This window comes from Pseudomonas sp. 02C 26 (assembly GCF_002843585.1).
GTDB lineage: Bacteria > Pseudomonadota > Gammaproteobacteria > Pseudomonadales > Pseudomonadaceae > Aquipseudomonas > Aquipseudomonas shirazensis.
On sequence record NZ_CP025262.1, the window covers coordinates 1,419,335 to 1,440,780 of the forward strand.

17 protein-coding genes are annotated in these 21,446 nt (G+C 61.2%); 13 read left to right on the top strand and 4 right to left on the bottom strand.

Translation table 11 applies throughout. The features are described 5' to 3' along the window. Positions 1-52: 52 nt before the first annotated feature. The 4 genes from CXQ80_RS06565 to CXQ80_RS06580 all read left to right on the top strand — a co-directional run bounded on the left by CXQ80_RS06565 (position 53) and on the right by CXQ80_RS06580 (position 4,819). A complete protein-coding gene (locus tag CXQ80_RS06565; RefSeq protein ID WP_178080821.1) occupies positions 53-766 on the top strand; it encodes a ScpA family protein in 714 nt (237 codons plus the stop codon). 20 nt (positions 767-786) lie between these two features. Then, positions 787-1,551, top strand: coding sequence for an SMC-Scp complex subunit ScpB (gene scpB, locus CXQ80_RS06570; protein ID WP_101317685.1), 765 nt, complete (start codon positions 787-789; stop codon positions 1,549-1,551). A 142-nt stretch (positions 1,552-1,693) separates the two neighbouring features. Beyond that, positions 1,694-2,800 carry a 23S rRNA pseudouridine(2605) synthase RluB gene (gene rluB / locus CXQ80_RS06575; RefSeq protein ID WP_101317687.1) on the top strand — a complete coding sequence of 369 codons (1,107 nt, stop codon included), beginning with the start codon at positions 1,694-1,696 and terminating at the stop codon, positions 2,798-2,800. Positions 2,801-3,397: 597 nt separating this feature from the next. Beyond that, complete coding sequence (locus CXQ80_RS06580; protein ID WP_101317689.1) at positions 3,398-4,819, top strand: amino acid permease; 1,422 nt, start codon at positions 3,398-3,400, stop codon at positions 4,817-4,819. A gap of 67 nt (positions 4,820-4,886) precedes the next feature. Here CXQ80_RS06580 and CXQ80_RS06585 read toward each other — a convergent pair whose 3' ends face one another. After that, positions 4,887-5,771 (bottom strand): LysR substrate-binding domain-containing protein, encoded by an 885-nt coding sequence (locus CXQ80_RS06585; protein ID WP_101317691.1) that lies wholly within the window; start codon positions 5,769-5,771, stop codon positions 4,887-4,889. Positions 5,772-5,922: 151 nt separating this feature from the next. Between CXQ80_RS06585 and CXQ80_RS06590 the strand changes: the two genes are divergently transcribed. Further along, on the top strand, positions 5,923-8,943 hold the full coding sequence (locus CXQ80_RS06590) for an FAD-binding and (Fe-S)-binding domain-containing protein (protein WP_101317693.1): 3,021 nt from the start codon (positions 5,923-5,925) through the stop codon (positions 8,941-8,943). 508 nt (positions 8,944-9,451) lie between these two features. On the opposite strand, the gene CXQ80_RS06595 is transcribed toward CXQ80_RS06590, so the two are convergent. Continuing rightward, positions 9,452-9,808, bottom strand: coding sequence for a 4a-hydroxytetrahydrobiopterin dehydratase (locus CXQ80_RS06595; RefSeq protein WP_101317695.1), 357 nt, complete (start codon positions 9,806-9,808; stop codon positions 9,452-9,454). Between the two features lie 39 nt (positions 9,809-9,847). After that, positions 9,848-10,636 (bottom strand): phenylalanine 4-monooxygenase, encoded by a 789-nt coding sequence (gene phhA, locus CXQ80_RS06600; RefSeq protein ID WP_101317697.1) that lies wholly within the window; start codon positions 10,634-10,636, stop codon positions 9,848-9,850. 254 nt (positions 10,637-10,890) lie between these two features. Here phhA and CXQ80_RS06605 point away from each other — a divergent pair, with 254 nt between their 5' ends. Further along, positions 10,891-12,453, top strand: a complete 1,563-nt coding sequence (locus CXQ80_RS06605; protein WP_101317699.1) for a sigma-54-dependent transcriptional regulator — start codon at positions 10,891-10,893, stop codon at positions 12,451-12,453. Positions 12,454-12,499: 46 nt separating this feature from the next. Here the strand turns inward: CXQ80_RS06605 and CXQ80_RS06610 are convergent, their stop codons facing one another. Further along, positions 12,500-12,760, bottom strand: coding sequence for a DUF2790 domain-containing protein (locus CXQ80_RS06610; protein ID WP_101317702.1), 261 nt, complete (start codon positions 12,758-12,760; stop codon positions 12,500-12,502). A gap of 408 nt (positions 12,761-13,168) precedes the next feature. On the opposite strand from CXQ80_RS06610, the gene acs reads away from it, so the two are divergent. The 7 genes from acs (at position 13,169) to CXQ80_RS06645 (ending at position 21,313) form a co-directional block, all read left to right on the top strand. Next, positions 13,169-15,130, top strand: coding sequence for an acetate--CoA ligase (gene acs, locus CXQ80_RS06615; RefSeq protein ID WP_101322966.1), 1,962 nt, complete (start codon positions 13,169-13,171; stop codon positions 15,128-15,130). Between the two features lie 502 nt (positions 15,131-15,632). Beyond that, complete coding sequence (locus CXQ80_RS06620; protein ID WP_101317704.1) at positions 15,633-16,418, top strand: ABC transporter substrate-binding protein; 786 nt, start codon at positions 15,633-15,635, stop codon at positions 16,416-16,418. A gap of 91 nt (positions 16,419-16,509) precedes the next feature. Next, on the top strand, positions 16,510-17,199 hold the full coding sequence (locus tag CXQ80_RS06625) for an ABC transporter permease (RefSeq protein ID WP_101317706.1): 690 nt from the start codon (positions 16,510-16,512) through the stop codon (positions 17,197-17,199). Then, the gene (locus CXQ80_RS06630) at positions 17,196-17,894 is read left to right on the top strand and encodes an ABC transporter permease (protein ID WP_101317708.1); all 699 of its coding nucleotides are present in this window, start codon (positions 17,196-17,198) and stop codon (positions 17,892-17,894) included. The genes CXQ80_RS06625 and CXQ80_RS06630 overlap by 4 nt, the downstream gene beginning before the upstream one ends. Before the next feature lie 22 nt (positions 17,895-17,916). Then, positions 17,917-18,681, top strand: coding sequence for an ABC transporter ATP-binding protein (locus CXQ80_RS06635; protein ID WP_101317710.1), 765 nt, complete (start codon positions 17,917-17,919; stop codon positions 18,679-18,681). Positions 18,682-18,780: 99 nt separating this feature from the next. Further along, a complete protein-coding gene (argR, locus tag CXQ80_RS06640) occupies positions 18,781-19,761 on the top strand; it encodes a transcriptional regulator ArgR (protein WP_101317712.1) in 981 nt (326 codons plus the stop codon). Positions 19,762-20,104: 343 nt separating this feature from the next. Beyond that, positions 20,105-21,313: an aspartate aminotransferase family protein gene (locus CXQ80_RS06645; protein ID WP_101317714.1), complete on the top strand. Its 1,209-nt coding sequence runs from the start codon at positions 20,105-20,107 to the stop codon at positions 21,311-21,313. Positions 21,314-21,446 lie beyond the last annotated feature (133 nt).

Sequence of the window (21,446 nt, forward strand, 5' to 3'; positions counted from 1 at the left end):
GCTGGCGCTGGTGTATGGCGAGGCGGTTACCGAGCTGCCGCTGGACCTATACATCCCCCCGCATGCGCTTGAAGTGATTCTTGAGGCATTTGAAGGCCCGCTCGATCTGCTGCTGTACCTGATTCGCAAGCAGAACATCGACATCCTTGATATTCCCGTCGCGGAAATCACCCGCCAGTACATGACCTACGTCGAGCTGATGAAGTCGGTGCGCCTCGAACTGGCCGCAGAATACCTACTGATGGCAGCCATGCTGGCCGAGATCAAGTCGCGCATGCTGTTGCCGCGCTCCAGCGAGGTTGAAGAGGAGGAGGGCGATCCGCGGGCTGAGCTGATCCGCCGCTTGCAGGAGTACGAGCGGTTCAAGGCCGCAGCCGAGGGCATCGACACTCTCGCCCGGGTTGGCCGCGACGTGATCATTCCCAAGCTGGACGCACCGCAGGCGCAGGTGCGCAAATTGCTGCCCGATGTCAGCCTGGAAGAGATTCTGCTGTCGATGGCTGAAGTCATGCGCCGCAATGACCTGTTCGAGAGCCACCAGATCAGCCGCGAGACACTCTCTACCCGTGAGCGCATGAGTGAGGTGCTCGAGCGCCTCAAGGGCGGCGCCTTTGTGCCCTTTGTCGAGTTGTTCACCGTCGAAGAGGGCAAGCTTGGTGTGGTGGTCACCTTCATGGCGATTCTGGAGCTGGTTAAGGAATCGCTGATCGAACTGGTGCAGAATGAGCCCTTCGCCCCGATCCATGTCCGTGCGCGGACCGACTGAAACAAGCCGACCCAACTCCAATGAACCTGAATGAACCGCGCGACCTGGCGTCGCTGATCGAGGCTTTTCTGCTGGCCTCCGGCAAGCCGCAATCGCTTGAACGGCTGTACGAGCTGCTCGATGAAACCGAGCGTCCGGCACCGGCTGTCTTCAAGAAGGCCCTCGAACTGCTGGCCAAGTCCTGCAATGGCCGCGCCTTTGAGCTCAAAGAGGTCGCCAGTGGCTATCGCCTGCAAATCCGCGAGAACTTTGCGCCTTGGGTAGGCCGGCTGTGGGAAGAACGGCCGCAGCGTTACTCGCGGGCCCTGCTCGAAACCATGGCGCTGATCGCTTATCGCCAGCCCATCACTCGCGGCGAGATCGAAGACGTGCGTGGTGTGGCGGTCAACACCAACATCGTCAAGACGCTGATGGAGCGCGAGTGGATCCGCATCGTCGGCTACCGTGAAGTGCCGGGGCGCCCAGCGATGTTTGCCACTACCAAGGCGTTTCTCGATCACTTCAACCTGAAGAGCCTTGACCAGTTGCCAGCCCTGGCCGAGCTTCGCGAGATGGAGCCCGAGCCCCTGCTTGACCCGGACGACGCCCCGGTGCCGGCGCATCTGCAGGCGTTGGCTGATGCCAGCCTGGGCGAGCAAGAGGTGGGCGAGCCGCCGACCGAGACCAGCTTCCGCAGCCTGCTGGTCGAGCTGGATGCGATGGAAGAAGGTCTGAAAATTGATTTTGAAGACCTGCCCGAGGCGCAGCCTGATCCATTGCCCGACGATGACGCCGAACTGAGTTGACCGTTCGGCGCAAAGCCTGGCTGCCTGCGTAAAAGGCGCTACTCTGCAGTGCGCTTGGCTGATGAACCGCGTATAGTGCGCGCCCCTCTGGCCCATTCGTGGCCAGATACCGCATTTCATTCTTACACCGGGAGGTGCCCAGATGAGTGACAAAGAGCTGCTCGATACCCAACCTATTCCTCCATCCGGCGAAAAACTGCAAAAAGTTCTCGCCCGAATCGGCGTGGGCTCGCGTCGGGATGTCGAGGCCTGGATCAGCCAGGGCCGGATCAAGGTCAACGGCGTTGCCGCGACCCTTGGTCAGCGTGTCGACATGCATGACGCGATCTCGGTCGATGGCAAGCTGATCAAGCGCGTGGAGGCCTCCGAGGCCACTCGCCGGGTGATCATGTACAACAAGCCAGATGGCGAGATCTGCACCCGTGACGACCCGGAAGGCCGTCCAACCGTGTTCGATCGCCTGCCACGGCCGAAAGAGGGCCGCTGGATCAACATCGGTCGTCTCGACATCAACACCACCGGCCTGCTGCTGTTCACCACTGATGGTGAGTTGGCCAACCGCCTGATGCACCCATCCTACGAGATGGACCGCGAGTACGCGGTACGTGTGCGCGGCGAAGTCGACGACGAAATGCTCGATCGACTCAAGGCTGGCGTGGTGCTTGAAGATGGCCCGGCGAAGTTCACCGACATCCAGAAAGCGCCGGGTGGCGAAGGCTTCAACCATTGGTACCACTGCGTGGTGATGGAAGGCCGTAACCGCGAAGTACGTCGCCTGTGGGAGTCGCAGGGTGTGATCGTCAGCCGTCTGAAGCGTGTGCGCTTCGGTCCGGTGTTCCTCAACTCCGACCTGCCAATGGGTCGCTGGCGCGAAATGAGCCAGTACGAAATCGACATCCTTGCCGCTGAAGTGGGCCTGCAGCCGGTTGCGCTGCCGACCTTGAACCTCAAGGCCAAGGACAAGATGGAGCGTATGCAGCGCAAGTCCAGCCGTCCGCTGGGCCGTGGCGAACGCGTACGCAATCTGCGCCCGGCGCAGGAAGGCCAGGCCGAGCGCCCGGCCCGTGCGCCGCGTGAAGACAGCGCGGCTGCGCGCAAGGGCAGCCGTGCCCCGGTCGCCAGTGCAGTAGCCGAGCGTCCGAGCGATGTACGCAAGCGCACCAACAAGCCTGATGGTGCCCGCACCAGTGGCGGTCGCCCAACTGGTGGCAAGCCTGCTGGCGGTGGTCGCGGCAAGCCGCGCGGCTGATAGCGTGTGATCTGGGGCCGTTTTGCGGCCCCAGTGGTTTCGATGGCAAACCCAGGCGCAATGCCTGGCAACTTTTCCATCCGCTTCGTAAAGAAATCCTTACGGAATCTCCCGATTCCCCAAGCAAACGCTCCCCGCGTAACGCAAACTTGCCAAACCCCCGCCCCAGAGCCCTCCCTGCACCCAACCAGGCCCTTGCCCAGTGCCCCGCAACACGCTGATATAGCCCCATGCCCTGTGCACAGCCCGGCCAAAGAGCCCGGCTAATAAAACAACAAATGGAGGCGCAATGTACGCCGATCAGTTCGCCACAACTGGCTCTTCCCACCGGATCGGTGCGCTTTTCCTACAGGAAATGACGCATCGCGTTGACGCCTGTGCGCTTGCGAGGGTATACAATGCGCCGCGTTTTACCTGTGACCCCCTTGCGTACCGCGCATTTCTGCTGACTCCCGGCTGACCGATCCTGGGCCTGTTGCCCGTCGCGTCCGGTGAATCCAGAAAAAATCCAAGGTAACCACCTTGCCCATTCCGCTGCGCCACGAGTGCGGTGGGTCCGATTCCGTCACAGATAAAAACAAGCAGGTGACTTCGTTCATGAGTGGACAAATCAAGCAGTCAGGCGAGCTCAAGCGGGGCCTGAAAAACCGCCACATCCAGTTGATCGCCCTCGGCGGCGCGATTGGTACCGGCCTGTTCCTCGGCTCAGCCGGAGTGATGGCGTCTGCCGGCCCGTCGATGATCCTCGGCTACGCCATCTGCGGCTTCATTGCCTTCATGATCATGCGCCAGCTCGGCGAGATGATTGTCGAGGAGCCTGTGGCAGGTTCCTTCAGCCACTTTGCGCACAAGTATTGGGGCGGTTTTGCCGGCTTCCTGTCGGGCTGGAACTGCTGGGTGCTGTACATCCTGGTGGGCATGTCGGAGCTGTCGGCAGTGGGCAAGTATGTCCATTACTGGTGGCCCGAGATCCCGACCTGGGTCACTGCGGCGGCGTTTTTCCTGCTGATCAACGCCATCAATTTGATGAACGTGAAGGTGTTCGGCGAGACCGAGTTCTGGTTCGCGATCATCAAGGTCGTGGCCATCGTCGGCATGATCGGCCTGGGCGCCTACATGCTCACCTCAGGCAGTGGCGGCCCGGAAGCGTCGGTCACCAACCTGTGGGTGCATGGCGGGTTCTTCCCCAACGGCGTCACGGGGCTGGTGATGGCGCTGGCGATCATCATGTTCTCGTTCGGCGGCCTGGAGATGCTCGGTTTTACGGCGGCCGAGGCTGACAAGCCGAAAACCGTCATCCCCAAGGCGATCAACCAGGTCATCTACCGCATCCTGATCTTCTATATCGGTGCACTGGTGATCCTGCTCTCGCTGACCCCTTGGAATACCCTGGTCGCCAGCATCGAAGCCGCCGGCGGCAGCTACGGCAGCAGCCCGTTCGTGCAGGTGTTCTCGCTGCTGGGTAGCGACGTTGCTGCGCACCTGCTCAACTTCGTGGTATTGACCGCGGCGCTGTCGGTGTACAACAGCGGCACCTACTGCAATGCGCGCATGCTCTACGGCATGGCCGAGCAGGGCGATGCGCCAGCAGGCCTGGCCAAGATCGACAAGCGCGGCGTGCCGGTTCGTTCGATTCTGGCTTCGGCAGCGGTCACCCTGGTAGCGGTGCTGCTCAACTACTTCATGCCGCAGCATGCGCTGGAGCTGCTGATGTCGCTGGTAGTGGCCGCGCTGGTGATCAACTGGGCGATGATCAGCTTCTCGCACCTCAAGTTCCGCCAGCACCTTGACCGTACAGGCCAGAAACCGCTGTTCAAGGCGTTGTGGTACCCCTACGGCAACTACCTGGTGATGGCTTTTGTGGTGCTGATCCTCGGCACCATGCTGATGATCCCGGGTATCCAGGTGTCGGTCTACGCCATCCCGGTATGGCTGCTGGTGATGTACCTGGCCTATGTCCTCAAGGGCGGCAAACGTGCCGGTCCTGCCGAGGCAGTTGTAGAGAGCGTGGCCAAGTAAACGGTCGCGGGCTTTACCCAAAACCCGATGTCAGGTCACTGACATCGGGTTTTTTATTGGCTGCGGATCAGATCTGCGCCAGCAACCAGCTACGGAATGCCCGCAGCGAGGGCAACGCTTCGTTGCGCGGCGGATAGATCAGGTAGTAGCTGCGCTGGCTGGCAAAGGCTGCGCCGGGGCTGTACAGCTCGCCTTTGGCCAATTCTTCCTCGACCAGAATTCGCGGCACCAGGCCAATGCCGATGCCGGCGCGCACCGCCTGGATCAGGTGCGAGGTCAGCTCGAAGCTCGGCCCCAGGCGCATCGATCGGTGTGGCAGCTCCTGATGGGAGAACCATTCGCCCCATGCATGAGGGTTGTTGGCCACGTTCAGCAGTACTTCCTGGCTGATCCGCGTTGGGTCCCACTGCTGGCCATCGCGAGCTGCGTCCGGCGGCAAGATCACCAGCAGTTGCTCGGCATGCAGGCGATGGCAGATCAGCCCGGGCAAGTCATTGCTGGCCACGCCGATGGCGGCATCGATTTCGCTGGTGTCGAAATTGATCGCTTCGATGCGCGAATGAATATGCACCAGCATGCCCGGGTGCGCCGCGTAAAACTCATGCAGGCGTGGCAGCAGCCATTTCGAGCCGAAGGTGGGCAGGGTGGCCAGCCGCAGGGTGCCCACGCCGGACTGGTACGCCAAGGCCTGCAAGGTCGCGCTGCGGATGCGCCCGAGCGCCTCGCTGAGCTCGCCCTGGTACAGCCGGCCGACGTCGGTGAGCTGCACCTGACGGCCCTCGCGGCGAAACAGCGTCAGGCCCAGTTGCTGTTCCAGCGCCTGGACTTGGCGGCTGACCGCGCTTTGGGTTAGCGACAGCTCGGCGGCGGCGCGGGTGTAGCTCTCATGCCGGGCGGCTGCCTCGAAGGCCAGCAGCAGTGACATCGAGGGCGTCAGGTGGCGGTAATTCATTCATAAAGCTCATCAATAGCGGCAGGAATATCCGTTTGCCCCCAGCGGCAAACTACAGGAACATTGGCCTATTCGTCATCAGTGCCTGCGCGATGCATGCCGCACTGACAGGTTTACCGTGAATCAGCCCATATCAAGAGGCCATCCAACGATGATCGCCCAGTTGCACACCAGCGCGCCTGCCGCCAATTACCCAGAATTCCTCGAAGCCCTGCGTGGCAGTGGCTTCGCCGGCCAGATCAGCGCCGACTACGCCACCCGTACCGTGCTCGCGACCGACAACTCGATTTACCAGCGCCTGCCGCAGGCGGCGGTGTTTCCGTTGCACGCAGACGACGTGGCCAAGGTTGCAGCACTGATGAGCGAGCCGCGCTTTGCCGGCATCAAGCTGACCCCGCGCGGCGGCGGCACTGGTACCAATGGCCAGTCGCTGACCGATGGCATCATCGTCGACCTGTCGCGGCACATGAACAACATCCTCGAGATCAACGTCGAGCAGCGTTGGGTGCGGGTCCAGGCGGGTGTGGTCAAAGACCAGCTCAATGCTGCGCTCAAACCGCACGGGTTGTTCTTCGCCCCCGAGCTGTCTACCTCAAACCGCGCCACCGTTGGCGGCATGATCAACACCGATGCCAGCGGCCAGGGCAGTTGCACCTACGGCAAGACCCGCGACCACGTGCTCGAACTGCACAGCGTGCTGCTCGGCGGCGAACGCCTGCACAGCCTGCCGATCGATGACGCTGCGCTGGAGCAGGCCTGTGCCGCACCCGGCCGCGCCGGTGAGGTGTATCGCATTGCTCGCGACATTCATGAAACCCAGGCAGAACTGATCGAGACCACCTTCCCCAAGCTCAATCGCTGCCTGACCGGCTATGACCTTGCGCACCTGCGCGACGAGCAGGGCCGCTTCAACCTCAATAGCGTGCTGTGCGGCGCCGAGGGTTCGCTGGGCTATGTGGTCGAAGCCAAGCTAAACGTGCTGCCGATCCCCAAATACGCAGTGCTGGTCAACGTGCGCTACAGCAGCTTCATGGATGCTCTGCGCGATGCCAATGCGCTGATGGCGCACAAGCCGCTGTCGATCGAAACGGTCGATTCCAAGGTGCTGCTGCTGGCGATGCAGGATATCGTCTGGCACAGCGTCGCCGAGTACTTCCCGGCGGATGCCGAGCGGCCAACCCTGGGCATCAACCTGATCGAGTTCTGCGGTGATGACCCTGCCGAGGTGAATGCCCGGGTGCAGGCTTTCATCGGCCATCTGCAGACTGACAAAGGTGTAGAACGGCTCGGCCACACCCTGGCCGAGGGCGCCGAGGCGGTCACCCGCGTATACACCATGCGCAAGCGCTCGGTCGGCCTGCTGGGCAACGTCGAAGGCGAAGTGCGCCCGCAGCCGTTTGTCGAAGACACCGCCGTGCCGCCCGAGCAGTTGGCCGACTACATTGCCGAGTTCCGCGCGCTGCTCGACAGCTATGGCCTGGCCTATGGCATGTTCGGCCACGTCGATGCCGGCGTACTGCACGTGCGCCCGGCATTGGACATGAAAGACCCGGCCCAGGCGGCGCTGGTCAAACCGATCTCGGATGCAGTGGCAGCGTTGACCAAGCGCTACGGTGGGCTGCTCTGGGGCGAGCATGGCAAGGGCCTGCGCTCGGAATACGTGCCGGAGTATTTCGGCGCGCTGTACCCAGCCTTGCAGCGCCTGAAGGGCGCGTTCGATCCGCACAACCAGCTCAACCCCGGCAAGATCTGCACCCCGCCGGACAGCGCCGAAGGCTTGACCAAGGTCGATGGCGTGACCCTGCGTGGTGACCTCGACCGGACCATTGACGAGCGCGTCTGGCAGAGCTTTGGCAGCGCGGTGCACTGCAACGGCAACGGCGCCTGCTACAACTACGACCCCAACGACGCCATGTGCCCGTCCTGGAAGGCCACCCGCGAGCGCCAGCATTCGCCCAAGGGCCGTGCCTCGTTGATGCGCGAGTGGCTGCGCCTGCAAGGGGCGGCGGATATCGACGTGCTGGCCGCGGCACGCAGCAAGGTCTCCTGGCTCAAGGGCTTGCCGACGCGGCTGCGCAACAACCGTGCACAGCAGCAGGGGGAGGTCGACTTTTCCCACGAGGTGTACGACGCAATGGCCGGTTGCCTGGCCTGTAAATCCTGCGCAGGCCAGTGCCCGATCAAGGTCAACGTGCCGGACTTCCGCTCGCGCTTCCTTGAGCTGTACCACGGCCGTTACCAGCGGCCACTGCGCGATTACTTGATTGGCTCGCTGGAATTCAGCATCCCGTACCTGGCCCACGCGCCGGGCCTGTACAACGCGGTGATGGGCTCGGAGTGGGTCAGCAAGTTGCTGGCCGACAAAGTCGGCATGGTCGACAGCCCATTGATCAGCCGCTTCAACTTCCAGGCGACGCTGACCCGTTGCCGTGTGCAGATGGCCACTGTGCCGACCCTGCGCGAACTGACCCCCGCCCAGCGCGAGCGCAGTATCGTGCTGGTGCAGGATGCCTTCACCCGTTACTTCGAAACGCCGCTGTTGGCGTCATTCATCGAGCTTGCCCATCGCCTCGGCCACCGTGTTTTCCTCGCGCCCTACAGCGCCAACGGCAAGCCGCTGCACGTGCAGGGCTTCCTCGGTGCGTTCGCCAAGGCGGCGATCCGCAACGGCAGCCAGCTCAAGGCACTGGCCGACTGTGGCGTGCCATTGGTAGGCCTGGACCCGGCCATGACCCTGGTGTATCGCCAGGAATACCAGAAGGTCGAGGGGCTGCAGGACTGCCCGAAAGTGCTGTTGCCGCAGGAATGGCTGATCGATGTGCTGCCTGAGCAAGTGCCAGCCACTGGCGCCAGCTTCCGCTTGATGGCGCACTGCACCGAGAAAACCAACGTACCGGCCAGCACTCGGCAATGGGAGCAGGTCTTCGCACGTATGGGCCTGACATTGGTCACCGAGGCCACCGGCTGCTGTGGCATGTCTGGCACTTATGGGCATGAGGCGCGCAACCAGCAGACCTCGCGGACTATCTTCGAGCAGTCGTGGGCGACCAAGCTGGATAAACAGGGTGAGCCCCTGGCGACTGGCTATTCCTGCCGCAGTCAGGTCAAGCGCCTGGCTGACAAGCAGTTGCGCCATCCGCTCGAAGTCGTGCTGCAGTTTGCCCTGCGCTGAATTTCAGCGAGGTGGGGGGAGTCATGGAGAGGTGACCGCAGGAGGGGGCGGTAGGTCTGGCTGATGAGGCTGGGCTTGCCAGCTGCACTCTGGACGGTGTGAAAACGTGATGAAGTGGGGTTTCCCGTGTTCAGCCGTTTTCACACTGCCGTGCGCGGTTATTCCTGATCAGCGCTGGATGTATCGTCGCCATTCTGCTCGACGGCTGGCGTCGGTTCAGAGTGGGCGGCAACGGTGTGCTCTTCGGGGTTCAGGCTTGGGAAGGGATGATTCGGGATCTCATGCATCTCGTCGTCCTCGCAAGTGTGAGTTGAAAAGGCTGCGCCAGGCGCGTGTGTAGCTTTGAAAAAGCTTGGGCAGGATACAGCAGTCGACATGACAGTTTGAACTTTTTGCCGATCAGCTGTCGGCTAGCGGGCGGATATCGGACGCAGCGCGTGGCAGGGGATGCAGTTGAAACGGCAAGCGCCCGCAGAGTCCACGGCCTCTGCGGGCGCTGCCAGGCAGGTTACTTGCGGCCTTCGGCGTTCTTGGCCACTTCATCGGTGCGGGCGCACATGATGAAGTCGTTGCGGTGCAGACCTTTGATCGAATGGCTCCACCAGGTCACAGTGACTTTGCCCCATTCGGTCATCAGACCAGGGTGGTGGCCTTCGGCTTCGGCGATTTCACCAACGGCATTGGTAAAGGCCAGGGCATGCTTGAAGTTCTTGAACAGGAATACCCGTTCCAGCTCCATATGGCCGTCACGCACTTCGATGTTCCAATCGGGGATCTGCCGGATCAGCTCGGGCAGTTCGGCTTCGCTGACCTGCGGGGCGTCGGCGCGGCAGGCTTCGCAGTGGGCTTGATTCAAGGCATTCATGATGTGGTTCCAATTCGAGTTGTTATCGTCAAGGTGGCTTCAGGCAGCAACCTTGGGTGGAAACTTGGGTGCGTGCAGGCCCAGCTGCATGCCCTGGTGGACCATGCCCATGATGTCTTCATGGGCCAGGTCGAACAGGCGCTTGAGGTTGGGCAGGACGAAGTACACCGGCTGCAGGATATCGATGCGATAAGGCGTGCGCATCGCCTCGATCGGGTCGAAGGCCTGATGCTCAGGCTCGCTGGACAGACTGTAGACGGTCTCCTTGGGTGAGGAGAGGATGCCGCCGCCGTAGATACGTTGGCCTTGCGCGGTATCCATCAAGCCGAATTCGATGGTCATCCAGTACAGCCGGGCCAGGTACACCCGCTCTTCCTTGGTCGCAGCCAGGCCCAGCTTGCCATAGGTGTGGGTGAATTCGGCGAACCATGAGTTGGTCAGCAGCGGGCAGTGGCCGAAGATTTCATGAAAGATATCCGGCTCTTGCAGGTAGTCCAGTTCTTCACGGGTGCGGATAAAGGTAGCCACCGGGAAGCGCTTGCTGGCAAGCAGTTCGAAAAAGGTCTGGAACGGGATCAATGCTGGCACGCGTGCAACCTGCCAGCCCGTGGTGGCGCCAAGCACTTTGTTGATCTCGCCCAACTGGGGAATGCGCTCATGGGGCAGCTTGAGCTGCTCGATGCCGTCCAGGTACTCCTGGCACGCACGGCCTTCGATCACCTTTAACTGGCGGGTAATCAAGGTATTCCAGACTGCGTGCTCGTCTTGCGGGTAGTCGATAAAACCGTTCGCATCGGGCTCGCGGGCCACGTAGTGCGTCTGTTTCATGTGGCTCTCCTGGTGAGGGCTTTATTGTTTTGATTGCGACTGCCCTTAGGAATATCCCGTTGCCGAAGGTTTTGCATCGGGTTAACGCGTACGTTAACCCGCTTCCGGTTGTGGTTTCGTAACGTTAATTTTACAAAATGCCGGTGATCCCGGAAAATCACGGCCATGCGCGGTAGCTAAGCGCTATTTTTGTCAGCTTATCTTTACGACTTTTCTGCGTGCCGGTTAAAAATCGGCTGCTTCGAGATCTCTACATGCGTATCAAAGTGCATTGCCAGAACCGCATCGGCATCCTGCGGGACATCCTCAACCTGCTGGTGGAGTACGGCATCAACGTGCTGCGCGGTGAGGTAGGCGGCGACCATGGCAATGCGATCTACCTGCATTGCCCGAACCTGGTGAACCTGCAGTTTCAGGCGTTACGGCCCAAGTTCGAAGTCATCACCGGCGTATTCGGCGTCAAGCGGGTCGGCCTGATGCCCAGTGAGCGCCGGCACATGGAGCTCAACGCCCTGCTGGGCGCGCTCGAGTTTCCGGTGCTGTCGGTGGACATGGGCGGCAGCATCGTCGCCGCCAACCGGGCCGCCGCGCAGTTGCTGGGCGTGCGTGTGGATGAGGTGCCGGGCTTGCCGCTGGCGCGCTATGTCGAGGACTTTGACCTGCCTGAACTGGTCCGCGCCAACCAGTCGCGGATCAACGGCCTGCGGGTCAAGCTCAAGGGCGATGTGTTTCTGGCAGATATCGCGCCGCTACAGTCCGAGCACGATGAAAGCGAAGCGCTGGCCGGTGCTGTGTTGACCCTGCACCGCGCCGACCGCATCGGCGAGCGTATCTACAATGTGCGCAAGCAGGAGCTGCGCGGCTTTGACAGTATCTTCCAAAGCTCGAAAGTAATGGCGGCGGTAGTGCGCGAGGCGCGGCGCATGGCGCCTCTGGATGCGCCGCTGTTGATTGAAGGTGAAACCGGCACGGGCAAGGAGCTGCTGGCGCGCGCCTGTCACCTGGCCAGCCCGCGCGGTCAGGCGCCGTTGATGGCGCTCAACTGTGCCGGCTTGCCGGAGTCGATGGCCGAGACCGAGCTGTTTGGCTATGGCCCGGGCGCATTCGAAGGTGCCCGCGCCGAGGGCAAGCTCGGTCTGCTCGAGCTGACCGCAGGCGGCACCTTGTTCCTCGATGGCGTTGCCGAGATGAGCCCGCGTCTGCAGGTCAAGCTGCTGCGCTTTTTGCAGGACGGCTGCTTTCGTCGGGTCGGCAGTGATGAAGAGGTATACCTGGATGTACGGGTCATCTGCGCGACCCAGGTGGACTTGTCCGAGTTGTGCGCGCGGGGTGAGTTCCGCCAGGACCTGTACCACCGCTTGAACGTGCTCTCGCTGCACATTCCGCCGCTGCGTGAATGCATGGATGGCCTGGACGGCTTGGTCGAGCATTTTCTGGATCAAGCCAGCCGGCAGATTGGCTGCCCACTACCCAAGTTGGTGTCGGCGGCCATGGATAAACTCGCGCACTATCACTGGCCGGGCAATGTGCGCCAACTTGAGAATGTACTGTTTCAAGCCGTTTCATTGTGTGAGGGCGGTGTGGTTAAAAGTGAGCATATCCGTTTGCCGGATTATGGTGTGCGCCAACCGTTGGGCGAGTTTTCCCTGGATGGGCAACTTGCTGATATTGTCGGGCGTTTTGAAAGGGCGGTGTTGGAATCGTTGTTGGCGGAGTTTCCAAGTAGTCGTGCGTTGGGTAAACGCTTGGGCGTTTCACATACGACCATCGCTAATAAGTTGCGAGAATATGCGCTAGGTAAAGCAGCGGATCAATAGTGCGGATTAAGCGAAAGGGGCCTTGCGGGCCCCTGTTTCATGCTGCTTAACCGTTCGAGCAGCCGTTGCCCATCACTCGGTATTCGAGAATGTGCTGTTGGCCCTGCGAGTCTTCATAGGTCATGCGGGCCGGTACCACTTCGCAGACATTGGGCACCGCGCTCATCGAGATAACGCGGGCGATGTCCAGGTGCTGCGAGTAGTTGTACTGTTCAACCGGGATCTGCTTGGCGTTGTTTGCAAGGTCGTCGGCCAGTGCCGCGGTGCTGCAAAGAGTGCCAAGTGCCAATACCAGTAACGCTTTCATTTTCAGTTTACCTATACAGGGGCGAGAGGGTGCACGCAGCGCGTTTGGCGCTGCGCGTAAAACGATAATCAAGGGTTTTAATTATCTTGGGATTAACACCTGCCGGGTGGGGGCTACTGTCGGAAGTTAATCGCCTTGCCGTTGTTGGCGAGATGAATTTTAGGCCGCGGTGTACGGCTGAAACAGAGCGGGTTTTGATAAAGACTGTTGGCAGATTCTGTAACAATCCTGCGCCGCTGTGCTGTGACCAGACTGGCGAAGTGCTGGCATGGTTGATCTAGAGCCATCGCTGAGGGAGCAGTGGGTAAAGGAGGGGGACGCTACTACCAACGTCGAATGGCCCTGAGCACTCTGTTACAGTTAAAAACGGTTCCATACAAAAACAACTATTACACCGAGGTATCACAGATGAGTGCGGCTCCACTGTATCCCGTTCGTCCCGAGGTTGCGGCGACCACCCTGACCGACGAGGCCACCTACAAGGCCATGTACCAGCAATCGGTGATCAACCCCGATGGTTTCTGGCGCGAGCAGGCTCAGCGGCTGGACTGGATCAAGCCGTTCACCAAGGTCAAGCAGACCTCGTTCGACGACCATCATGTCGATATCAAATGGTTCGCCGATGGCACCCTCAACGTTTCCTACAACTGCCTGGACCGTCACCTTGAAGAGCGTGGCGATCAGGTAGCAATCATCTGGGAGGGCGACGACCCTTCCGAGAGCCGCAACATCACCTACCGCGAACTGCACGAGCAGGTCTGCAAGTTCGCCAACGCCTTGCGTGGCCAGGACGTGCACCGCGGTGACGTGGTGACCATCTACATGCCGATGATCCCCGAAGCTGTGGTCGCCATGCTGGCCTGTGCCCGCATCGGTGCGATCCATTCGGTAGTCTTCGGTGGTTTCTCGCCAGAAGCACTTGCGGGGCGGATCATCGACTGCAAGTCGAAGATCGTCATCACTGCCGACGAGGGCCTGCGAGGCGGTCGCCGTACTCCGCTCAAGGGCAACGTCGACCTGGCGCTGACCAACCCGGAAACCAGCAGCGTGCAGAAGATCATCGTCTGCAAGCGCACCGGCGGCGACATCGCCTGGCACCAGCATCGCGATATCTGGTACGAAGACCTGATGAAGGTTGCTTCCAGCCACTGCGCACCGAAAGAAATGGGCGCCGAAGAAGCGCTGTTCATCCTCTACACCTCAGGTTCCACCGGCAAGCCAAAGGGCGTCTTGCACACCACCGGCGGCTACATGGTTTACGCCGCGCTGACCCATGAGCGGGTATTCGACTACCGCCCGGGTGAAGTCTACTGGTGCACCGCCGACGTCGGCTGGATCACCGGCCACAGCTACATCGTCTACGGCCCGCTGGCCAACGGCGCTACCACCCTGTTGTTCGAGGGTGTGCCAAACTATCCGGACATCACTCGTGTGTCGAAGATCATCGACAAGCACAAGGTCAATATCCTCTACACCGCACCGACCGCGATCCGCGCAATGATGGCTGAGGGGCAGGCTGCAGTCGAAGGTGCCGATGGCTCAAGCCTGCGCCTGCTCGGCTCGGTCGGCGAGCCGATCAACCCGGAAGCCTGGAACTGGTACCACCAGGCCGTAGGCAAGGGCCGTTGCCCGATCGTCGACACCTGGTGGCAGACCGAAACCGGCGGCATCCTCATCAGCCCGCTGCCAGGCGCGACTGGCCTCAAGCCGGGCTCGGCGACGCGGCCGTTCTTCGGTGTGGTGCCGGCGCTGGTCGACAACCTCGGCAACCTGATTGATGGTGCGGCCGAGGGTAACCTGGTGATTCTCGATTCGTGGCCAGGCCAGTCGCGCTCGCTGTATGGCGATCACGACCGCTTCGTCGATACCTATTTCAAGACCTTCCGCGGCATGTACTTCACCGGCGACGGCGCCCGTCGCGATGAAGATGGATACTACTGGATCACCGGTCGTGTGGATGACGTGCTCAACGTTTCCGGCCACCGCATGGGTACCGCCGAGATCGAAAGCGCGATGGTCGCTCATGCAAAGGTCGCCGAGGCGGCGGTGGTGGGTGTGCCGCACGACATCAAGGGGCAGGGCATCTATGTCTATGTCACCCTCAACTCCGGTATCGAGCCTAGCGAGCAGTTGCGCCTTGAGCTGAAAAACTGGGTGCGCAAGGAGATCGGCCCGATTGCTTCGCCGGATGTTATCCAGTGGGCGCCAGGGCTGCCGAAGACCCGCTCGGGCAAGATCATGCGGCGGATCCTGCGCAAGATCGCCACGGCTGAGTACGATGCCTTGGGTGATATTTCGACCTTGGCCGACCCTGGTGTGGTGCAGCATTTGATCGATACGCACAAGTCGATGAACCTGGCTTCGGCTTGATCAAACGGTGTGGAGGGGGCGCGCAGCAGCCCCACTCCCCAAGGCCCCGCTTCGGCGGGGTTTTTGCATTCTGTTACTTCGACATTCATCGGTAACCGATTCTGTCACCGCCCCTGCACCAAGGCGGGGCGTGGCTACCCACTCGGGCCCCAAAACAGGGCTGCCGTAGCTGTCAGCAAAACCGATGACACGCTGCACTTGCCGTATTACAAGGCTTTGCCAATAATAGGCGCACTTATTGCTTCGTTTACAGGTTGTTTCCTTTTCGCTCTTGCATAAATCGTAAGGGCTGTCAATATCGCCCGCTACTGTTTCATGCGCTTCTATAACTAGTTGTCGCTTTGAAGAAATATCGACTAACGGGCTGTCGTTAGAATGCCACTCACTCGCTCGTGGTCTGCGGCCCTGGTCGATACCTCTCGCGGCTTGCGTTGTACCCATTCGCATTCGGGCAGCTGTTACCCCCCTGCCTTGTATTGCCCCGTACCGATGGAGTTACCTGATGAAGAAGCTTGCACTGCTTGGCGCCCTGGCGCTGTCCGTGTTTTCCCTGGTATCGCACGCCGATGAAAAACCGCTGAAAATCGGTATCGAGGCCGCTTACCCTCCGTTTGCTTTCAAGCAGCCTGATGGCAGCATTGCCGGCTTTGACTACGACATCGGCAATGCCCTGTGCACCGAGATGAAGGTCAAGTGCACCTGGGTCGAGCAAGAGTTCGACGGCCTGATCCCGGCACTCAAGGTGCGCAAGATCGACGCGATCCTGTCGTCGATGTCGATCACCGACGATCGCAAGAAGTCGGTCGACTTCACCAATCGCTACTACCTGACCCCGGCACGTCTGGTGATGAAAGACGGCACCACCGTCAGCGACTCGCTGGCCGAGCTCAAGGGCAAGAAGATCGGCGTGCAGCGCGGCTCGATCCACAACCGCTTCGCCAATGAAGTACTGGCCCCGCAAGGCGCAACTGTCGTGCCTTACGGCACGCAGAACGAAATCTACCTGGATGTCGCTGCCGGTCGTCTCGATGGCACTGTCGCCGACGCCACCCTGCTCGAAGACGGCTTTCTCAAGACCGACGCTGGCAAGGGCTTTGCCTTTGTAGGTCCGGCCTTCACCGACGCCAAGTACTTCGGCGACGGCATCGGTATCGCCGTGCGCAAGGGTGACAAGGCCAACCTCGATCGGATCAACGCTGCCATTGCCGCGATTCGCGCCAACGGCGAGTACAAGAAGATCCAGGACAAATACTTCAATTTCGACATCTACGGGCCTGAGGCCAAGTAAGACGTCGGACCGCAACTGTGCAATGGTGCAAACAGCAGAGGCTCTGAGGTTTGCACCATTTTTCATTCCCTAGGTCTGAGGAATCCCAATCATGTTGAAAGGCTACGGGGCAGTCATCCTCGATGGGGCGTGGCTGACGCTACAGCTCGCCCTGTCGTCGATGGCCCTGGCCATCGTGCTCGGTCTGATCGGCGTGGCGCTGCGCCTGTCGCCGGTGCGCTGGCTGGCCTGGCTCGGCGATATGTATGCCACGGTCATCCGCGGCATCCCGGATCTGGTGTTGATCCTGCTGATTTTCTACGGTGGCCAGGACTTGCTCAATCGGCTCGCGCCACTGTTGGGCTATGACGACTACATCGACCTCAACCCGCTGGCTGCCGGTATCGGTACGCTGGGGTTCATCTTTGGCGCGTACCTGTCGGAAACCTTCCGCGGCGCGTTCCTGGGTATCCCCAAAGGGCAGGCCGAAGCCGGTGTGGCTTACGGCATGAGCAGCCGCCAGGTGTTCTTCCGGGTGATGGTGCCGCAGATGATCCGCCTGGCCATTCCGGGCTTCACCAACAACTGGCTGGTATTGACCAAGGCGACCGCGTTGATCTCGGTGGTCGGTCTGCAAGACATGATGTTCAAGGCCAAGCAGGCGGCTGATGCCACCCGCGAACCCTTCACTTTCTTCCTGGCGGTGGCTGCGCTGTACCTGGTGCTCACCAGTGTTTCGCTGCTGGCGTTGAAATACCTTGAACGGCGCTACTCGGTAGGCGTCAAGGCGGCAGAACTATGATCTTTGACTACAACGTCATCTGGGAAGCCATGCCGCTGTACCTGGGCGGCTTGCTGACGACCCTGAAATTGCTGGCGTTCTCGCTGCTGTTCGGTTTGCTGGCAGCGGTACCGCTGGGGCTGATGCGGGTGTCCAAGCAGCCGCTGGTGAATGTGCCGGCCTGGCTCTACACCTATGTCATTCGCGGCACGCCAATGCTGGTGCAGCTGTTCTTGATCTACTACGGCCTGGCTCAGTTCGAGGCAGTGCGCGAGAGTATCTTCTGGCCGTGGCTGTCCAGCGCGACTTTCTGCGCGTGCCTGGCGTTTGCCGTCAATACCAGCGCCTATACCGCTGAGATCATCGCCGGCAGCCTCAAGGCCACGCCCCATGGCGAGATCGAAGCTGCCAAGGCGATGGGTATGTCGCGCTACAAGATGTACCGCCGGATCCTGCTGCCGTCGGCCATGCGCCGCGCGCTGCCGCAGTACAGCAACGAAGTGATCATGATGCTGCAGACCACCAGCCTGGCCTCGATCGTGACCCTGATCGACATCACCGGCGCGGCGCGTACCGTCAATGCCCAGTACTACCTGCCTTTCGAGGCCTACATCACCGCGGGTGTGTTCTACCTGTGCCTGACCTTCATTCTGGTGCGCCTGTTCAAGATGGCCGAACGCCGCTGGCTGGGCTACCTGGCGCCGCGCAAGCACTGACCGCTCTGTGAGAACCGACAGCATGTACAAACTCGAAGTCCAAGACCTGCACAAGCGCTACGGCAGCCATGAAGTGCTCAAGGGCGTGTCCCTGGCGGCCAAGGCCGGCGATGTGATCAGCATCATCGGCTCCAGCGGTTCGGGCAAGTCGACCTTCCTGCGTTGCATCAACCTGCTCGAGCAACCGCATGCGGGCAAGATTCTGCTCAACAACGAAGAGCTCAAGCTGGTTGCCGGCAAGGAAGGCGCGCTCAAGGCGGCCGATCCGCGCCAGTTGCAGCGGATGCGTTCGCGCCTGTCGATGGTGTTTCAGCATTTCAATCTGTGGGCGCACATGACCGCGCTCGAGAACATCATCGAAGCGCCGGTGCATGTGCTCGGCATGAACAAGAAAGAAGCCCTGGAGAAAGCCGAGCATTACCTAGCCAAGGTCGGCGTCTCGCACCGCAAGGACGCCTACCCTGGGCATATGTCCGGTGGTGAGCAGCAACGTGTGGCGATTGCCCGTGCGCTGGCCATGGAGCCGGAGGTGATGCTGTTCGACGAGCCGACCTCGGCACTCGACCCGGAGCTGGTCGGTGATGTGCTCAAGGTCATGCAGTCGTTGGCCCAGGAGGGCCGCACCATGGTCGTGGTGACCCACGAAATGGGCTTTGCCCGCGAGGTCTCCAATCAGCTGGTGTTCCTGCATAAAGGCATCGTCGAGGAGCGTGGCAATCCGCGTGAAGTGCTGGTCAATCCGCAGTCGGAACGGCTCCAGCAGTTTCTCTCGGGCAGCTTGAAGTAACGCTGCACCTTTGCACCAGAATAGGGCATGCTGCGCAGCGAGCGCAGCCATCCCCGGCGCAACTGACGCCACCTCTTCTCAGGTTTCGGACCACGCCCTATGACCACCCAGCGTATCGGCTTTCTCATCTGGCCCAACACCCGGCCGCTGACCTTGGCCCTGGCCGAAGAAGCACTGCTGGTGGCTCAGCGGGTACATCCGGAAGTTATCTACGATCTGGTGTTTCTCCAGGCTGAGCCTGGCGAGCAGCAGGGCTGGCAGTTGCCGGGCGAGGCCTGGAATGGTCGGCTCGAAGGTTTCCAGAAGCTCTTCGTGCTGGCTGACGAGCCGCCGCAGGCGGTCACGGCCGCGCTGTCGTCCGGGCTCAAGCAGCTGGCTCGCAGCGGTTGCGTCATTGCCGGGCTGTCGGCGGGCGTCTATCCCCTGGCGCAGCTCGGCCTGCTCGATGGTTATCGCGCGGCGGTACATTGGCGCTGGCAGGATGATTTTGCCGAACGCTTCCCCAAGGTGATTGCCACCAGCCATCTGTTCGACTGGGACCGTGATCGCCTGACCGCCTGTGGTGGTATGGCCGTGGTCGACCTGCTGCTGGCCGTGCTGGCCCGTGACCATGGCGCCGAGCTTGCCGGTGCGGTGTCCGAGGAGCTGGTGGTCGAGCGCATTCGCGAGGGCGGCGAGCGGCAGCGTATCCCGCTGCAGAACCGCCTTGGCTCGAGCCATCCCAAGCTGACCCAGGCCGTGCTGTTGATGGAAGCCAACATCGAAGAGCCGCTGACCACCGATGAGATCGCCCAGCATGTGTGCGTCTCGCGGCGCCAGCTGGAGCGGATCTTCAAGCAGTACCTCAATCGCGTGCCGAGCCAGTATTATCTTGAGCTGCGCTTGAACAAGGCGCGGCAGATGTTGATGCAGACTAGCAAGTCGATCATCCAGATCGGGCTGTCGTGCGGGTTCTCGTCGGGGCCGCATTTTTCCAGCGCCTACCGCAACTTCTTCGGCGCGACGCCGCGGGAAGACCGCAACCAGCGGCGCAACAACAGCCCGTTCGAGTTGAGTTCAGCGACTTCAGTCGACAAGTAGGATGATGGGCCGTTGCATGGCCCTTCGCGGGCAAGCCCGATCCCACATTGGGTAGCGCTCAAGCCTGTGGGAGCGGGCTTGCCCGCGAAGGGTCGTGCAACGGCCCCAACTATCATGTGAACAACTGTTCTCTCAATTACCCGCCACCTCTCCCCGACAGTTCCTCGCTCCTTTACACTGCGCGATTGCGACAGTGTTTGTCGCATTGCCGAAAACCTCTGTGAAACACGGTTTAGCGCTGTAACAAGTTGTCGCTTGGCGGCAAGGACAGGCGCTGATCAGTCCTTACAATCCCCCCATCGCTCGCCAATCCCAGGCCAGCGTTTCTCTTCAGGAGACTCAGATGTCCGTTGAGCAAGCCCCGGTGCAACGTGCCGATTTCGACCAGGTCATGGTTCCCAACTACGCCCCGGCGGCGTTCATTCCGGTGCGAGGCGAGGGCTCTCGAGTCTGGGACCAGGCGGGCCGCGAACTGATCGACTTTGCCGGCGGCATCGCGGTAAACGCCCTGGGTCATTGCCATCCGGCGCTGGTCAAGGCACTGACCGAGCAGGCCAATACCCTCTGGCATGTATCCAATGTTTTCACCAACGAGCCGGCGTTGCGTCTGGCGCACAAGCTGGTCGACGCGACCTTTGCCGACAAGGCATTTTTCTGCAACTCCGGCGCCGAGGCCAACGAGGCTGCGTTCAAGCTGGCCCGTCGGGTTGCCCATGATCGCTTCGGCCCGGACAAGCACGAAATCATCTCCACCGTGAACAGCTTCCACGGTCGCACCCTGTTTACCGTCAGCGTCGGTGGCCAGCCGAAGTACTCCGACGGCTTCGGCCCGAAGATCACTGGCATCAGCCATGTGCCGTACAACGACCTTGAAGCGCTCAAGGCACAGATCTCCGACAACACCTGCGCGGTGGTGATCGAGCCGATCCAGGGTGAGAGCGGCGTAGTGCCGGCTGACCTGGCTTACCTGGAAGGTGCGCGCAAGCTGTGTGACGAGCACAACGCGCTGCTGATCTTCGACGAAGTGCAGACCGGGGTCGGCCGTACCGGCCACCTGTATGCCTACCAGCATTACGGCGTGATCCCGGACATCCTCTCCAGCGCCAAGAGCCTGGGCGGCGGCTTCCCGATCGGCGCCATGCTGACCACTGACGATATTGCCAAGCATCTGGTCGCCGGTACTCATGGCACTACCTACGGCGGCAACCCGCTGGGCTGCGCCGTGGCCTGTGCAGTACTGGATGTGATCAACACCCCGCAGACCCTGGCCGCTGTCACTGCCAAGCACGAGCGCTTCAAGGCACGCCTGGAGAAGATCGAGCTGTTCAGCCTCGTCCGCGGTGTCGGCCTGCTGATCGGCTGCGTGTTGACCGATGCCTGGAAAGGCAAGGCCAAGGACGTGCTCAACGCCGCCGAGAAAGAAGGCCTTATGGTGTTGCAGGCTGGCCCGGATGTAGTGCGTTTTGCACCGAGCCTGGTCATCGAGGATGCCGATATCGACGAAGGCCTGGACCGCTTCGAACGCGCGGTAGCCAAGCTGCTGCAAGGCTGACATACAGCGATTCTGTCGTCGCTGTCAGCAGTGCCAGCGGCGACAGCAGAATTCCAGCGCGGGTGCCTTGTCTCAGGCGGGCACCCGCCGTTTTGCCGCACCACGCTGTGCGGCCCGTATTCCCGAAAGGAGT

Coding starts and splice junctions, on each gene's coding strand:
- CXQ80_RS06580 (WP_101317689.1), top strand. CDS start 3,398: ATGAGTGGACAAATCAAGCAGTCAGGCGAGCTCAAGCGGGGCCTGAAA.
- acs (WP_101322966.1), top strand. CDS start 13,169: ATGAGTGCGGCTCCACTGTATCCCGTTCGTCCCGAGGTTGCGGCGACC.
- scpB (WP_101317685.1), top strand. CDS start 787: ATGAACCTGAATGAACCGCGCGACCTGGCGTCGCTGATCGAGGCTTTT.
- CXQ80_RS06620 (WP_101317704.1), top strand. CDS start 15,633: ATGAAGAAGCTTGCACTGCTTGGCGCCCTGGCGCTGTCCGTGTTTTCC.
- CXQ80_RS06630 (WP_101317708.1), top strand. CDS start 17,196: ATGATCTTTGACTACAACGTCATCTGGGAAGCCATGCCGCTGTACCTG.
- CXQ80_RS06635 (WP_101317710.1), top strand. CDS start 17,917: ATGTACAAACTCGAAGTCCAAGACCTGCACAAGCGCTACGGCAGCCAT.
- CXQ80_RS06585 (WP_101317691.1), bottom strand. CDS start 5,771: ATGAATTACCGCCACCTGACGCCCTCGATGTCACTGCTGCTGGCCTTC.
- CXQ80_RS06610 (WP_101317702.1), bottom strand. CDS start 12,760: ATGAAAGCGTTACTGGTATTGGCACTTGGCACTCTTTGCAGCACCGCG.
- phhA (WP_101317697.1), bottom strand. CDS start 10,636: ATGAAACAGACGCACTACGTGGCCCGCGAGCCCGATGCGAACGGTTTT.
- CXQ80_RS06590 (WP_101317693.1), top strand. CDS start 5,923: ATGATCGCCCAGTTGCACACCAGCGCGCCTGCCGCCAATTACCCAGAA.
- rluB (WP_101317687.1), top strand. CDS start 1,694: ATGAGTGACAAAGAGCTGCTCGATACCCAACCTATTCCTCCATCCGGC.
- CXQ80_RS06605 (WP_101317699.1), top strand. CDS start 10,891: ATGCGTATCAAAGTGCATTGCCAGAACCGCATCGGCATCCTGCGGGAC.
- CXQ80_RS06625 (WP_101317706.1), top strand. CDS start 16,510: ATGTTGAAAGGCTACGGGGCAGTCATCCTCGATGGGGCGTGGCTGACG.
- CXQ80_RS06645 (WP_101317714.1), top strand. CDS start 20,105: ATGTCCGTTGAGCAAGCCCCGGTGCAACGTGCCGATTTCGACCAGGTC.
- CXQ80_RS06595 (WP_101317695.1), bottom strand. CDS start 9,808: ATGAATGCCTTGAATCAAGCCCACTGCGAAGCCTGCCGCGCCGACGCC.
- argR (WP_101317712.1), top strand. CDS start 18,781: ATGACCACCCAGCGTATCGGCTTTCTCATCTGGCCCAACACCCGGCCG.